General features: G+C 71.5%; 14 protein-coding genes. 8 read left to right on the forward strand and 6 right to left on the reverse strand.

The genetic code is table 11. The features are described from left to right. Positions 1–28: 28 nt before the first annotated feature. Positions 29–1399 carry a cytochrome P450 gene (locus ACQEVU_RS32925; protein ID WP_433330454.1) on the forward strand — a complete coding sequence of 457 codons (1371 nt, stop codon included), beginning with the start codon at positions 29–31 and terminating at the stop codon, positions 1397–1399. 9 nt (positions 1400–1408) lie between these two features. After that, positions 1409–2935 (forward strand): DHA2 family efflux MFS transporter permease subunit, encoded by a 1527-nt coding sequence (locus ACQEVU_RS32930; protein WP_433330456.1) that lies wholly within the window; start codon positions 1409–1411, stop codon positions 2933–2935. On the opposite strand, the gene ACQEVU_RS32935 is transcribed toward ACQEVU_RS32930, so the two are convergent. Then, positions 2874–4310, reverse strand: coding sequence for an MFS transporter (locus ACQEVU_RS32935; RefSeq protein WP_433330458.1), 1437 nt, complete (start codon positions 4308–4310; stop codon positions 2874–2876). The two genes, ACQEVU_RS32930 and ACQEVU_RS32935, sit on opposite strands and share 62 nt — an antisense overlap. A gap of 83 nt (positions 4311–4393) precedes the next feature. Between ACQEVU_RS32935 and ACQEVU_RS32940 the strand changes: the two genes are divergently transcribed. The 3 genes from ACQEVU_RS32940 (at position 4394) to ACQEVU_RS32950 (ending at position 7267) form a co-directional block, all read left to right on the forward strand. Further along, positions 4394–5077 (forward strand): TetR family transcriptional regulator, encoded by a 684-nt coding sequence (locus tag ACQEVU_RS32940; protein WP_433330460.1) that lies wholly within the window; start codon positions 4394–4396, stop codon positions 5075–5077. Positions 5078–5123: 46 nt separating this feature from the next. After that, positions 5124–6416: a serine--tRNA ligase gene (gene serS, locus ACQEVU_RS32945; RefSeq protein WP_433330462.1), complete on the forward strand. Its 1293-nt coding sequence runs from the start codon at positions 5124–5126 to the stop codon at positions 6414–6416. A gap of 263 nt (positions 6417–6679) precedes the next feature. Continuing rightward, entirely contained in the window at positions 6680–7267 is a 588-nt protein-coding gene (locus ACQEVU_RS32950) for a TMEM165/GDT1 family protein (protein ID WP_433330464.1), read from the forward strand. 645 nt (positions 7268–7912) lie between these two features. On the opposite strand, the gene ACQEVU_RS32955 is transcribed toward ACQEVU_RS32950, so the two are convergent. Continuing rightward, the gene (locus ACQEVU_RS32955; protein WP_433330466.1) at positions 7913–8314 is read right to left on the reverse strand and encodes a Fur family transcriptional regulator; all 402 of its coding nucleotides are present in this window, start codon (positions 8312–8314) and stop codon (positions 7913–7915) included. Between the two features lie 329 nt (positions 8315–8643). Between ACQEVU_RS32955 and ACQEVU_RS32960 the strand changes: the two genes are divergently transcribed. Further along, positions 8644–10263, forward strand: coding sequence for a DHA2 family efflux MFS transporter permease subunit (locus ACQEVU_RS32960; RefSeq protein WP_433335176.1), 1620 nt, complete (start codon positions 8644–8646; stop codon positions 10261–10263). Between the two features lie 27 nt (positions 10264–10290). Here ACQEVU_RS32960 and ACQEVU_RS32965 read toward each other — a convergent pair whose 3' ends face one another. From ACQEVU_RS32965 to ACQEVU_RS32980, 4 genes are all read right to left on the reverse strand, one after another. Then, on the reverse strand, positions 10291–10740 hold the full coding sequence (locus tag ACQEVU_RS32965; RefSeq protein ID WP_433330468.1) for a GNAT family N-acetyltransferase: 450 nt from the start codon (positions 10738–10740) through the stop codon (positions 10291–10293). After that, entirely contained in the window at positions 10737–11090 is a 354-nt protein-coding gene (locus ACQEVU_RS32970; RefSeq protein ID WP_433330470.1) for a DUF4406 domain-containing protein, read from the reverse strand. The genes ACQEVU_RS32965 and ACQEVU_RS32970 overlap by 4 nt, the downstream gene beginning before the upstream one ends. Then, positions 11087–11878 carry a DeoR/GlpR family DNA-binding transcription regulator gene (locus ACQEVU_RS32975; RefSeq protein ID WP_433330472.1) on the reverse strand — a complete coding sequence of 264 codons (792 nt, stop codon included), beginning with the start codon at positions 11876–11878 and terminating at the stop codon, positions 11087–11089. The genes ACQEVU_RS32970 and ACQEVU_RS32975 overlap by 4 nt, the downstream gene beginning before the upstream one ends. A gap of 368 nt (positions 11879–12246) precedes the next feature. Then, complete coding sequence (locus ACQEVU_RS32980; protein WP_433330474.1) at positions 12247–13284, reverse strand: lysylphosphatidylglycerol synthase transmembrane domain-containing protein; 1038 nt, start codon at positions 13282–13284, stop codon at positions 12247–12249. A gap of 138 nt (positions 13285–13422) precedes the next feature. On the opposite strand from ACQEVU_RS32980, the gene ACQEVU_RS32985 reads away from it, so the two are divergent. Then, positions 13423–14193 (forward strand): polyphosphate kinase 2 family protein, encoded by a 771-nt coding sequence (locus ACQEVU_RS32985; protein ID WP_433330476.1) that lies wholly within the window; start codon positions 13423–13425, stop codon positions 14191–14193. Positions 14194–14204: 11 nt separating this feature from the next. Continuing rightward, a complete protein-coding gene (locus tag ACQEVU_RS32990; protein ID WP_433330478.1) occupies positions 14205–14705 on the forward strand; it encodes a hemerythrin domain-containing protein in 501 nt (166 codons plus the stop codon). Positions 14706–14711: the final 6 nt, after the last annotated feature.

Genomic DNA, 14711 nt, shown 5'->3' on the forward strand with positions numbered 1-14711 from the left:
GGGGGCACCGCGGGTAGGGGACTGACGCATGACTGTGACGGAATCGGCGCCGGCCAAGCTCACTCCCACGGTGCGCGGCATCCCGCTGTTCGGCAGCGCGCTGGAGATGGGCAGGGACCCGGCGGCGTTCCTGGTGCGCGCCTACCGCGAGCACGGCCCGGTGTTCCGGATGAAGCTGCTCGGCAGGACCTACACCGTCATCGCCGGCGCCGACGCCGCCGAGTTCATGAACTCCCGCGAGGGCCGCGAATGCCTGCGCTCCAAGGAGTTCTGGCAGGGCATGGTCGACGAGTACGGCTCCACCCGCACCCTGACCGGCGAGGACGGCGAGAGCCACAAGGAGCTGCGCGAGCTGATGCGCCGCGGCTACTCCCGCGACGCGATCAAGGGCCGCGTGCCGGAGCTGCTGGAGATCACCGACCGGGTGCTGGAGCGGGACTGGAGGCCGGGGTCCGCGGTGCCGGTCGTGCAGGGGATGCAGTACCTCGTGACCGAGCAGCTCGGCGAGCTGCTCACGGGCACGGCGCCGCGGGAGTACGTGCCGGACATCCGCCTGCTGACCCTGTACGTGCTCAACGTCCTCGTCACCCGCCAGCGGCCGCGGATCCTGTTGCAGCACCCGAAGTACAAGAAGGCCAAGGCCCGGGTCTTCGAGCTCGGCGACCGGATGGCGGCCGACCTGCGGGCGCGCGCCGGGCAGACCCCGCCGGAGGAGCGCAACCTCGTCGAGGACATCATGGCCGCCCACCTCGAGCGGCCCGGCGTCATCCCGGCCGAGGACCTCACGCTGACGCTCACCGGGCCCTACGTCGCCGGCCTGGACACCGTCGCCAACACCACCGCCGCGTTCGTCTATGCCGTGCTCAAGCACCCCGAGGTCCTCGCGCAGATCCGGGCCGAGGCCGACGCGCTGTTCGGCAGCGGCGCGCCCGTCACCGAGGACGACGTGCGCAGGCTGCCGGCGACGCGCTACGCGCTGATGGAGACCATGCGGCTGTACCCCGTGGCGGTGACCCTGATCCGCACCGCGGCCAAGGACTTCGAGTTCGCCGGGCACACGGTCCGGGCGGGCGAGATGGTGTACATCGGCACCTGCGTCCCGCATTTCATGGAGGAGTACTTCGCCGAGCCGGAGAAGTTCGACCTGACCCGCTACGAGAAGCCCCGCTCGGAGCACCTCAAGCCCGGCGCCTACTCGCCCTACGGCCGCGGCCCGCACACCTGCCTCGGCAAGAGCTTCGCCGACGCGCAGATGGCCCTGTCGATGGCGCGGCTGTTCCACCGCCTCGACCTGGAGCTGGAGTCGCCCGGCTACGTGCTCAAGACGAAGACCGCGCCGACCCCCGGCCCGTCGATGGCCTTCAAGGTGCGCGTGAAGGGGCTGCGCCGGAAGGGATAGGTTGACCGAATGACGACCGCGGAGGACCGGCTCTCCTATGCCAGTGCCACCGGGCGGTGGGTGCTCACGGCCACCATCCTCGGCTCGGGCATCGCCTCGATCGACGCGACGGTCGTCAACATCGCCCTGCCGGCCATCGGCCGCTCGTTCGACACCGGGCTGCAGGTGCTGCAGTGGGTCGTCACGGCCTACACGCTGAGCCTGGCCGGGCTGCTGCTGCTCGCCGGCGCGCTCGGCGACCGCTACGGCCGGCGCCGCGTGTTCAGCATCGGCGTGGTCTGGTTCGCCGTCGCCTCGGTGTTGTGCGGGATCGCGCCGAGCGCCGGGGTCCTCGTCGTCGCCCGGGCCCTGCAGGGGGTCGGGGCGGCGCTGCTCACCCCGGGCAGCCTCGCCATCCTGCAGGCCTCGTTCCGGCCGGACGACCGCAGCAAGGCCATCGGCGCCTGGTCCGGGCTCGGCGGCGTGGCCACCGCCGTGGGGCCGTTCGTCGGCGGGTGGCTCGTCGGGCTGGGCGCCTCGTCGTGGCGGCTCATCTTCGCCATCAACGTGCCGATCGCGGCGGCGGTGGTGTACCTCACCTGGCGCCACGTCCCCGAGTCCCGCGACGAGGAGGCGGGCGGCCGGGTCGACCTGTTCTCGGGTGCGCTGGTGACGGCCGGGCTGGTCGGCGTCACGTACGGCCTCATCGAGGGCCAGGCCCTGGGCTGGGGCAGCGCGGCGGTCATCGCCGCCCTGGTCGGCGGCGCCGCGCTCATCGCCCTGTTCCTGTGGCGCCAGACCCGCATCGCGCACCCGATGCTGCCGCTCGGCGTGTTCCGCTCGGCGCAGTTCAGCGCCACCAACGTCGTCACGTTCATCATCTACGGGGCGCTGGGCGGGGCGCTGTTCCTGCTGCCGATCCAGCTGCAGCAGGTCGCCCGGTACTCGCCGCTGCAGGCCGGCGTCTCCCTGCTGCCCGTCACCGTCATCATGCTGCTGCTGTCCTCGCGCTCCGGGGCCCTCGCCGCGCGGATCGGGCCGCGGCTGCAGATGAGCGCCGGGCCGGTCATCGCCGGGGTGGGCATGGCGCTGTACACCCGCATCGACGCCGGCGGCGACTACCTGACCCAGGTGCTGCCGGCCGTGGTCGTCCTCGGCCTCGGGCTGAGCGTCACCGTCGCCCCGCTCACCTCGACCGCGCTGTCCTCGGCCCCGGCCAGCCACGCCGGGATGGCCTCGGCCGTGAACAACGACGTGGCCCGGGCGGCCGGGCTCATCGCCGTCGCCGTGCTGCCGGCCGCGGCGGGGATCACCACGGCGGCGTACGACAACCCGGCTCTGCTCTCGGCCGGCTTCCACCGCGCGGTGCTCATCTGCGCCGCCCTGTGCGCGGCCGCGGGCGTCCTGGCGGCGCTGACGATCAGGAATCCGAAGCCGGCGAAGGCGGAGGAGCGTCCGTTGTCGCACTGCGCCGTGGACGCTCCCCCGCCGTGCCCTATGCCGGCTGCAGCTGCCCGGCCGCAGTCGTCTCGGCCGCCGGCTCCTGCGGGGCCGTGATCCGCCGCAGCGCCACCAGCGCGATCGGCACCCCGACCACGACCAGGCCCGCGGCGACGACCAGCGAGAACTGGTAGCCGGCCAGGAAGCGGTGCAGCGGCTCGCCGCTCGCCGCGTTCTGCCGGTTGGACAGGATCGCGCCGAGGATCGTGATGCCGAGCAGGCCGAACACCTCGCGGGAGACGTTGAGCATGCCGGAGGCGATGCCGGCCCGGGCCTGCGGCAGGGCGCTCAGGACCACGTTGTTGAGCGGGACGAGCAGGCCGCCGCCGACGCCGAACATCACGAACCAGGGCAGCAGGTCGGTGTAGCCGGAGCCCTCACCGACGGTGGCCAGCAGGCCGACCGCGACGCCCATCAGGGCCATGCCGGCCGCGACCGTGCGGCCGGCCCCGAAGCGGGCCTCCAGCCGCGGCGCAAGGGTGGCCATGACCGCCATGACGAGGGCCATCGGCACGAACGCGGAGCCGGCCTCCGTCGGGGAGAAGCCGAGCACGTTCTGCAGGAAGATCGCCGTGAAGAAGTAGATGCCGAACACGCCGAACGCCCACAGTCCCATCGTCGCCAGGCCGCCGCTGAACACCCGCAGCCGGAAGAAGGCCAGGTCGACCATCGGGTGCTCGGTGCGGGTCTCGACCAGCACGAACCCCGCCGCGGCCAGCGCCGCCAGCGCGAACGAGCCGAGGATGACGCCGGAGGTCCAGCCGCGCGACTCGCCCTCGATGAGCGCGTAGGTCAGCGCGAAGAGCGCCACGGCGCTGGTGGCCAGGCCCGGCAGGTCGAGGCTGCGGTTCGCGCTGCCCTGCGTATGCCTGTCTGGCCGTGCGGGCAGCGTGATCGCGCCGAGGACCGCGGTGGCCAGGCCGATCGGGGCGTTGATGAGGAAGATCCAGCCCCAGGAGACGTGCTGGCTCAGGTACCCGCCGGTCAGCGGGCCGATGGCCAGGGCGAGGGCGCCCACGCCGCCCCAGATGCCCACCGCCGCCCCGCGCTCCTTCGGGTCCGGGAACAGCTCGGTGAGCAGCGCCAGGGCCGTCGGGGTGAGCAGCGCGGCGCCGATGCCCTGCACCGCGCGGGCCCCGATGAGCAGCTCCTGGCTGCCGGCGAGGCCCGCGGCCACCGAGGCGGCGGTGAAGATGCCCAGGCCGGCGAAGAACATCGTGCGCATGCCGACCACGTCGGCGAGGCGGCCGCCGACGAGCAGCAGGCCGGCGAAGACCAGGATGTACGCGCTCGCGATCCACTCCAGCCCCGAGATGCTCAGGTGCAGCTCGCGCTGGATCGACGGCAGGGCCACGTTGACGACGTTGTTGTCGAGGTAGGTCATGAAGGTGCCCAGGGCCACGGCGACCAGGGCCAGCCAGCGATTTCTCATGTCAGGAGCTCCCCCTATACGGCGTCCATGTACGTCGTACATGTACGTTGTATAGGACTACCCATACGTTGTACAGTTGTCAAGTGCCGCCGAAAACCTCAGCCGATCGCCTCACCCGGACCGCCGTCGCCGAGCGCGCCCTGCGCATCGGTGACGAGGAGGGCCTGGAGGCGATCACCATCCGCCGCCTCGCGCAGGACCTCGGCGTGACGCCGATGGCGCTGTACTGGCACTTCAAGAACAAGGACGAGCTGCTGCTCGGCCTCACCGACCACGTGATGGCCGAGGTGCGGGCCGACCGCACCGCGGACGACCCGTGGCCCAGCCAGCTGCGCGCGATGGTCGTGGCCCTGGTGCGGGCCATGCGCCGGCACCCCTGCCTGCCCGACCTGCTCCACGCGGTGGACAAGAAGGGCGTCGAAAGCTTCACCCGGGCCACCGACGACGCGCTCGGGCTGCTCGAGCGGGCCGGGTTCACCCTCGAGGAGGGTTACTGGGTCGCCACCTACCTGCTGCACGCCGCCATCGGCCTGGTCGCCGCCCAGCCCGGCTGCCCGGCCACGGTCCCGCCCGACCAGGTCGAGGACTGGCTGCGCAAGGAGCGCATCCAGCTCGAGAGCCTGCCGGCCGAGCGCTACCCGCAGATGGTCCGCCTCGCCGACACGTACCGCACCCTGCCCGACGCCGACCGGTACTTCGACTTCGGCATCGACCTGGTGATCGGCGCCGTGGAGAAAATGGCCGCGACCCGCCCGGTAGCATCCTGAGAGTCCGGGTTTCCACCCCAATCTCAAGGCGAAGGTGCGCGGCAGCATGCTCGACATCGAGTTGATTCGTAAGGACCGGGCCTCCGTGGAGGCCGCCCTGTCCAAGAGGCTCGACCCGTCCGAGGTGTCCAGCGCGCTCAGTGCGATCGCCGACCTCGACCGGCGCCGCCGCGAGCTCATCGGCGAGATCGACGCCGAGCGGGCCCGGCGCAAGGAGGAGGCGCGCGCGTTCGCCGCGGCCAAGGCGGCCGGCCAGGCCGTCGAGCCGACCACCCGCGACGCCAAGGCCGCGCTGCAGGAGCTCGAGGACCGCCTCAACGAGACGCAGCAGGCGCTCGACACCGCGATGAGCGAGCTGCCCAACCTGCCCAGCGACGACGTCGTGGCCGGCGGCAAGGAGGCCAACCAGGTCGTCAAGGTCTTCGGCGAGGCGCCGAAGATCGAGACCGTGCGCGACCACGTGCAGCTCGCCAGCGACCTCGGCCTGGTCGACTTCGAGCGCGGCGTGAAGCTCGGCGGCTCCGGCTTCTGGATCTACACCGGCTGGGGCGCGCGCCTGGAGTGGGCGCTCGTCAACTGGTTCATCGACCGGCACTTCGCGGCCGGCTACCAGTTCATGCTGCCGCCGCACCTGCTGCTCGACTCGGCCGGCTACGCCGCCGGGCAGTTCCCGAAGTTCTACGACGACGTGTTCCACATCGCCGTGGACGAGGACGAGCGCGGCCGCTTCCTGCTGCCGACCTCGGAGACGGCGATCCTGGGCGCCTACCAGAACGAGATCTTCGACCCGGCCGACCTGCCGCACAAGGCGTACGCGTACACCCCCTGCTACCGCAGCGAGAAGGCCGGTTCGCACTCCGACGAGCGCGGCACCGTGCGCGGCCACCAGTTCAACAAGGTGGAGATCTTCCAGTTCACCACCCAGGAGGACGGCGAGAAGACCCTCGAGGAGATGGTCGACTACGCCGAGAGCCTCGTCGACGGGCTCGGCCTGCACTTCCGCCGCTCGCTGCTGGCCGCCGGCGACGCGAGCGCCTCGATGCGCAAGACCATCGACATCGAGGTGTGGATGCCCAGCACCGGCAAGTACAAGGAGGTCTCGTCGGTCTCCTGGGCCGGCGACTACCAGGCCCGCCGCGCCGGCATCCGCTACCGCGTGCCCGGGTCGAAGACCAACAGGTTCGTGCACACGCTCAACGGCTCGGCCCTCGCGACCAGCCGCATCTTCCCGGCGATCCTCGAGCAGTACCAGCAGGCCGACGGCTCGGTCGTCGTCCCCGAGGTGCTGCGCGAGCGGGTCGGCACCGACCGCATCACGAAGCCCGAGAAGCGCAAGTAGCCCGCGGCTCGTCTCCCGGCGTGCCGCGGCTCACGTCGTGGCCGCCGGGATGATCGGTTAAGGTGTACTCGCACGAAGGGGAGTAGTCCTCAACTGCCCGGTCGACATACTGGCGCCTGCGTTTCGGGTGCCCGGCCGCGCGGCTTCCTCCGGGGAGCGGACGAGACTTTCGGCCTCGCTGTCAGCTGTGTTCGTTGAGCTGGACGGCCGGGTCGAGGTCGTCCAGCCCTCACCTCCCGGCCTGTCCCGGGAAGGGTTTCCACTTGAGCGCGTTCCTCGCCGCCCTGGCCATCAGCTTCGGGGTCATTTTCGTCGCCGAGCTCGGCGACAAGTCGCAGCTGATGGCGCTGACGTTCGCCACGCGGTTCCGCATGATGCCGGTCCTCATCGGCATCACCATCGCCACCGCCGTCGTGCACCTGGTCTCCGTCGCCGTCGGCTACGGCCTCGGCGCCGCCCTGCCGACCGGCTGGATCTCGCTCGTCGCGGCGATCGCCTTCTTCGCCTTCGGCGCCTGGACGCTGCGCGGCGACACCCTGACCGACGAGGAACGCGGCAAGGCCGAGCGCACCACCCGCTCCGCGATCGTCGCCGTCGGCGTCTCGTTCTTCCTGGCCGAGCTCGGCGACAAGACGATGCTCGCGACCATCACCCTGGCGACCCAGCACGGCTGGCTGGGCACCTGGATCGGCTCGACGGTCGGCATGGTCGCCGCGGACGCCCTGGCCATCCTCGTCGGCCGCCAGCTGGGCCGTCACCTGCCGGAGAAGGCCATCAAGTGGGGCGCCGCCACGCTGTTCGTCGTCTTCGGCGTGTGGCTGCTGGTGGAGGCCCTGCGCGAGCTCCTGTAAGTCCCCGCGCCGGTTGCGGCGCGCCGTCACCGCTCGGCGCGCCGCCACCGCTCGGCGCGCCGCCACCGCTCGGCGCGCCGTCACCGCTCGGCGCGCCGTCACCGCTCGGCGCGCCGTCACCGCTCGGCGCGCCGCCACCGCTCGGCGCGCCGCCGCTCCGCACCAGCCTCCCCACGCCCGTCGGCCTCCGCCCTTCCCCCGCGCGCCGCCCTCCCCCGCGCGGACCTCCGCACGCCGCCTCCCCGCGCGCCTGGCCTCCGCACGTCACCTCCCGCGCTGCCCTTGCCCCACGCGCCGACCATCCCACGCGCGGACCTCCGCACGTCACCTCCCCGCGCGCCCGGCCTCCGCACGTCAATCGCGCCCGCCGACCTCCGCACGGCGCCCCCTGCGCCCGCCGACCTCCGCACGGCGCCTCCTCTGCGCCGGCGGGCCCCGGCGCGCCGGCGACGAGTTCACCGATCGCGAATGCGACGTGGGCGAAAACGTGAGGCGGCCCGGGCAGCGCCATTGGGCTGGATCTGTCGACGAGCCGCGGCGCACCGCAACTTCGTCCGGATTTATCGCCTGTCGGGAGATAAATCCGACAAGTCGTGGCGCGGAGCGCCCGACTTGTCGCACCAAGGACCAGTGGCTACGGGCGGGCTACTTGCAGTTGCCGCAGGTGCCGAAGATCTCCAGGGTGTGGCTCACGTCCGTGAAGCCGTGCTCCTCGCCGATGCGGTCCGCCCAGCGCTCGACGGCCGGGCCAAGGACCTCGACGGTGCGCCCGCAGCCGCGGCAAACGAGATGATGGTGATGCCTGTCGCTGCACCGGCGGTAGCGCGTGTCGCTGCCGGGCACCTGCATGACGTCGATCTCGTTGGTCTCGGCGAGCAGTTGCAGGGTGCGGTACACCGTGGTCAGCCCCACGTTGGCCCCGCGCTCGCGCAGCATGACGTGCAGTTCCTGCGCGCTGAAGAAACCGTCGACCTCACCGAGCAGCGTCATCACGGCGTCGCGCTGCCGCGTATTGCGCCGAACCGGTCCGGCCTCCACGTCGTTCATCCGAAAAGCTTAGCGTGCCCTTAGTCACTCGGCGGCCCGGAGAGTTGCGCGGTTCGCGACGTGCGCATTGTGCCGGCGGCCAGGAACACCGCGTGGGCGGGCCGAGGCCATGGCCGGCATGACCAGCAGCACCTCGTCGCGGGCGGCGCCAGTGGATAACGCTGGGCGAGGCAGGCACCGTACGCTGCCGAAACCCAGCCGCCGGTACCTCCGTGACCGATACGGGAGTAAGGGCCGTTATCTCGTTCGCAGCTGGCAACACGGCCCGCGTACGCTGTGGGGCTGAAACCGATCACTTGTACGTGACCGTTGTTCGTTGGGGGGAGCACGTGGTCCAACAGGAAGCTGCCGTCGCCTCGTCAGGCGGGGGCGGGGCGTCGACGAAGCTCGACGCTCAGGTACTCAAGATCGCGGGCGTGATCGTCCTCGGCGCCATCATGTCGATCCTCGACGTGACCGTCGTGAGCGTGGCCCTGCCGACGTTCATCCGCGAGTTCGACACGACCTACGCCAAGGTCGCGTGGACGATGACCGGCTACACGCTGGCACTGGCCACCGTCATCCCGCTCTCGGGCTGGGCGGCGGACCGCTTCGGCACCAAGCGGCTGTACATGATGGCGCTGTTCCTGTTCACCGTCGGCTCGGGCCTGTGCGCGACGGCGGACTCGATCAACCAGCTCATCGGGTACCGCGTGCTGCAGGGCCTCGGCGGCGGCATGCTCATGCCGCTCGGCATGACGATCATGACGCGCGCGGCCGGACCGCAGCGCATCGGCCGGCTCATGGCCGTGCTGGGCATCCCGATGCTGCTCGGCCCGATCGGCGGCCCGATCCTGGGCGGCTGGCTCATCGACGTGGCGAGCTGGCACTGGATCTTCCTGATCAACCTGCCGATCGGCGCGATCGCGCTGGTGTACGCGGCGTTCGCGCTGCCGAAGGACCACACCGAGCCGTCGGAGACGTTCGACTTCCTCGGCATGCTGATGCTCTCGCCGGGCCTGGCCTCGTTCCTGTTCGGCGTGTCGTCGCTGCCCGAGGCCAAGACGATCACCGCCACCAAGGTGTGGCTGCCGATGGTGATCGGCGCCGTGCTGGTGATCAGCTTCGTGTTCTACTCGTTCAAGCCGAAGCACCCGCTGCTGGACCTGCGGCTGTTCCGCAACCGGCGCCTGACGGTCGCGACGGTCTCGCTGTTCGTGTTCGTCATCGCGTTCATGGGCGCGGGCCTGCTGTTCCCGAGCTACTTCCTGGACGTGCGCGGCCAGTCGACGCTGCACGCCGGCCTGCTCATGGCGCCGCAGGGCATCGGCGCCATGATCACCATGCCGATCGCCGGCATGCTGGCCGACAAGATCCCGGTCGGGCGGACGGTGCCGTTCGCGATGGCCCTCATCGCGATCGGCTTCTTCTCGTTCACCCAGGTCGGCGCGGACACGTCGTACCTGCTGCTGTGCGGCTCGCTGTTCGTCATGGGCCTCGGCATGGGCGGCACGATGATGCCGATCATGACCTCGGCGCTCAAGACACTGACCCACCACGAGGTGGCCCGCGGTTCGACGCTGGTGAACATCCTGCAGCAGATCGGCGGCTCCATCGGCGGCGCGGTCATGTCGGTCATCCTGACCAGCAAGCAGGACGACGCCCCGACCGTGCTGCCCAACCTGCCGGTGACCATCGTCGACGCCGTGCACGCCTCGCGCCCGGGCATGGTCCGCGACCTGTTCCTGCAGAAGCTCGGCCCGGACCTCCTGGCCCAGATCACCAGGCCGGACGTGGTCCAGCGCGGCCTGGGCTTCCTCGCGGACTCGTTCGCCGCCACGTACTGGGTGGGCTTCATCCTGGTGCTGGCCACGTTCATCCCGATCGCGTTCCTGCCGCGCAAGCGGGAGGAGTCGCACCTCGGCGACGACGCCGAGGCCGGTGCGCCGGCCCCGGTGGTCATGCACTGAGGGTTCCTCGTCGGCGCCCCCGCGGTACTACCGCGGGGGCGTCTGCTTTTGGAAGTACACCCGGTGGAAGCCCGACTCGGTCGCACGGTGGGTCTCGGTGTAACCGCGCCGGGGGTAGTAGGCCAGGTTCTCGTGCATGGCCGCGTTGGTGTACAGGCGCAGCTGCGGCCGGCCCAGCGCCCGGGCGCGCTCCTCGGCGAACGCCAGGAGGGCGGCGCCGACCCCGGTCCCCCGCGCGGCCGGGTCGACGGCCACGTTGTCGACCTGCAGGTGCCCGGCCTGCGGGATGAGCACGATGACGCCGACGAGCGCCCCGTCCGTGACCCACACGTGCCCGGCGGCGATCAGCGCGGCGTAGTCGGCGGTCATCGGCGCCGGCTCGCGGCCGATGCGGGGGACGTAGTGGGCGTACGCGGCCCGGACGAGCGCCCGGACCGCGTCCGCGTCCTCCGGCCGGGCCGGCACGATGCCGGTCACGCCGCCGGGATCTCGTTGATGCCGGTGTACACCACCTTGCCCCCGGCCCGCGCCTGCGCCACCATCTCGTCGGCCCCCGCGGACGCCCCGCCGATGCGCAGTACCGCGTCGCACCGCTCGAGCAGCCGCGACGAGATCGGGTGGAAGATCTCGTCGAACACCGGATCGCCGACCGCGCCCGACCCGGCCCGCTCGATCAGCGGCAGCGCGAGCGCCTCCCCGGTCACCGGCAGGTGCCCGGCCCGGAAGAGCACCACGGCGGCGTCGTTCATGGCGTCGACGTTGGCCCGCAGCTTCGCGGGGTCGTCGCCGGTGCCCGACCGGTACGGCCCGGCCACGAGAATCATCATCCAGCTACTCCTTCTATATGGACGCCCGCTCGCCGCAACGCTTCAAGCGTCTCGGCCGCGGCACTGTCGGTTCCGGCGCTTTCAGGCCCGGTGTCGGTTACGAGCGTGTCGACGGCGTCGAGCGGCCCGACCCGGGCGAAGGCCTGCACTCCGAGCTTGGTCGAGTCCGCGACGACGATGGTGCGCCCGGCCCGTTTGAGCCCGGCTCGCTTGACCGCCGCGTCGTCGAGGTCGAACTCCGACCAGCCGAGTTCGTGATGTACCGCCCCGATCGACATCACGAACGTGTCGAACCGCAGCTGCTCGAGCGCGGCGAGAGCGAGCGGCCCGACGAGGCTGCGCTCCCCCGCCCGCGACTGCCCGCCGATGACGAGCAGCCGGATCCCGTCCTGGTCGGCCAGGCGCGCGGCCGCCTGCAGGCTGAGCACCGCGACGGTGAGCGGCGCCCGCTCGACGAGATGCCCGGCGAGCTCGGCGGTGGTGGTCCCGGCGTCGAGCAGCACGGTCGACCCCGGCTCGACCAGCCCCGCGGCGGCGCGCCCGATCCGGCTCTTGACCCCGGCCAGCCACCGGTCCCGCACGTCGAACCCGGCCCGCTCGGCCGGCACGTCGAGCGCCACGGCCCCGCCGCGCACCCGCCGCACGAGCCCCTGCTCCTGCAACTGGTCGAGGTCCCGCCGCACGGTCATCTCGGACACCCCGAGCCGCTCGGCCAGCTCGCCGAGCGTGAGCCGCCCGCTCCCCCGGACAAGCCGAAGCGTCAGATCAAGCCGATCGTGTACCACCACGCCGCGAATCTAACAGGATGCTGTGAGCTTTGAAAGATCTCTGTGAGATTCCCGTCCGCAACGCCGGGTCCACGGTGGCCGCCCGGGGCGGCGCGCGCCGGCAGCCGCGCGACGTCGCCGCATCGGCCGGGTCCGGACCAGGGCGTCGACCGCCGCGCGCACGGCGGCCGCGGTCGCCTCCGGCCGTTCATATGGCCGCCCCAGTACCAATCTCGCCCGGGTCCAATACCGCCACCCGGGAAATGGCACTGAGAGCAGCACCATAGGCGCAAACCGCCCACGGCGCGGTGGTGTCCGATGTATCGCCTGACGAGGTATAAATCCGACAAGTCGTGGCGCGCCAGCGCCCGACTTGTCGCGCAAAAAGCCTAGCGGCGGGTGGCCAGAGCGGGCGGCTTGACCGGTGCCGTCGAGTCGGGGGTCTTGCCGCGGCGCAGCACCGCATACGCCAGCAGGCCGAGCGGGATGATCATCCAGCAGGACAGCAGGCGGTAGACCAGCATCGCGGCCGCGGCCGGGTCGTGGGCGGCGCCGGCCGAGACCAGGCCGGCCAGCAGGGCCACCTCGACCACGCCGATGCCGCCGGGGCTCAGCGGGATCTGGCGGACGAGCTGCACGGTCAGGTACACCGTGGCCAGGCGCACCAGGCTGACGTCGATGCCGAAGGCCGCGGCTGTGGCGGCCAGGCAGGCAAGGTCCAGGCCCCAGTTGACGGTGGCGTGGATGAGCGACAGGACCCAGGAGCGGCGCGGGAGGCGGCGCAGGTCGGACCAGGTGCGATGGGTGGCGGCCACCGTGCGGGTCCACCAGCCGCCCTCGACCGGGGGCGGCTCGGGGGCCTCGTCGATGACGGGGCGGCCGGGGCGGCGCGGGGCGAGGAAGTAGTCGACGGCGAAGACGAGGCCGCCGATGACCAGCATCGACAGCACGAGGACCAGCGTGTCGGTGTTGCCCGTGGCGCCGCCGCGCGGGATCAGGACGACGGCGCCGTACATCAGGACCAGCGCCACCGCGGAGAGCGCGCCCGACAGGACCGCCACCGCGCCGGCCGTGCGGCGGCTGGCGCCCGCGGTACGGAACTGGCGGAACGCGAAACCGGCGGAGACGGCCGAGCCGGCCGGAAGGCTGAAGGAAATGGCCGAGCGGGTGAACGTGACCGCCATGGCCCGCGGTACCGACATGCGCACGCCGAAGCCGGCCAGCAGGCGGCGCTGCTGCAGGGCGAAGTGGCGCAGGGACGTCATCTCGGCGGCGGCGGCCAGGGCCAGCCACCAGGGCTGGGCCGACTGCAGGGTCTGCCACGTCTGGGACGGGGACGGCAGCTTGTCGCCGAGCGTGACCGCGGCGACGACGAGCACCACGAGCAGACCGGCGACGCGCAGAACCGTCTTGCGTCGGGAGCTCACGAAATCAGATTCCCACTCGTTGGTAGCGAATCGGTCGCAACGCTCAGCCTGGTCTCAGTTGCGCTCGTCACGCCCTGAAAGAAGCGTCACGGCCTGCGAAAAATCGCGCTGCGGGAGGTACTGGGGAAGGATGACGACATGAAGCGGCTGTCACATGTCGACCTGAAGGCCACCCTGCCGAAGGACGCAGCGCTCGAGCGGCTCACCGCCGCCCAGGAGCGCCTGCTGCGGCTGCGGCTGACGCTGGGCGGGCAGATACCGCCGGAGACGAAGAAAGGCGGCAACCAGCTCGGGCCGCCGCTGTGCGTGGTGTTCGAAGGGTGGGACGCCTCGGGCAAGGGCGGGTCGATCAAGCGGCTCGTCGACCACCTCGATCCGCGGCACGTGCGGGTGTCGCAGTTCGCCGCCCCGACGTACGACGAGAAGCGGCACCACTTCCTGTGGCGGTTCTGGCCCGTGCTGCCCGGCTGGGGCGGGATGACGGTCCTGGACCGGTCCTGGTACGGCCGCGTCCTCGTCGAACGCGTCGAGGGCTTCGCCACCGACGAGCAGTGGACGCGGGCGTACGACGAGATCGTCGAGTTCGAGCGCACGCTCACCGCCGAGGGCATGATCCTGGTGAAGTTCTGGCTGCACATCTCCAGCAAGGAGCAGCTGCGGCGGTTCAACGACCGGGCCGGGGATCCGCTGCGCTCGTGGAAGCTCACCGACGAGGACTGGCGCAACCGGGAGAAGCGGCCGCAGTACAAGCGGGCGGTCGAGGAGATGCTGGCCCGCACCGACCACCCGGCCGCGCCCTGGCACGTCGTCGCCGCCGACGACAAGCCGACCGCGCGGGTCGTCGTCGTGGAGACGGTGTGCGCGGCGGTCGAGGCGGCGCTGGGGTTTGACGCCGCCGCAAAAGGGTGATGTTCAGCGGCATGGACGACATCACCGCGCTCATCCTGGACGACCACGCCGCCTTCCGGCGCGGGTTCGCCCGGCTCGACGACGCCGAGGGCAAGGAGCAGCTCACCGCCGTGTGGGACGCCCTCGCGCTGCACCTGGAGATCCACGCCGAGGCGGAGGAGCGGATCCTGTACCCGCACCTGCTGCGCCAGCACACCGACGAGGCCGAGGAGGAGACCGACGACGCGATCCGCGACCACAACAAGATCCGCGACGCGATCGACGCCGCCCGGCGGCACGAGGCCGGGTCGGACGAGTGGTGGAAGGCGGTCTGGGAAGCGCGGCGGGAGAACAGCGAGCACCTGACCGAGGAGGAGGACGAGGTGCTTCCCGACTTCCGCAGGCATGCCGGCACCGAACTGCGTATGAGCCTTGGGGAACAGTGGCTGACGTTCTACGGCGAGCACCCGAGCGGACAGGGTCTCACATTCCGCGACAAGGACCCACAGCGGTACATTCAGCAGAACAGCTGACCGGCC

It is taken from the genome of Dactylosporangium sp. CA-139066 (assembly GCF_050936175.1).
Classification (GTDB): Bacteria; Actinomycetota; Actinomycetes; order Mycobacteriales; family Micromonosporaceae; genus Dactylosporangium.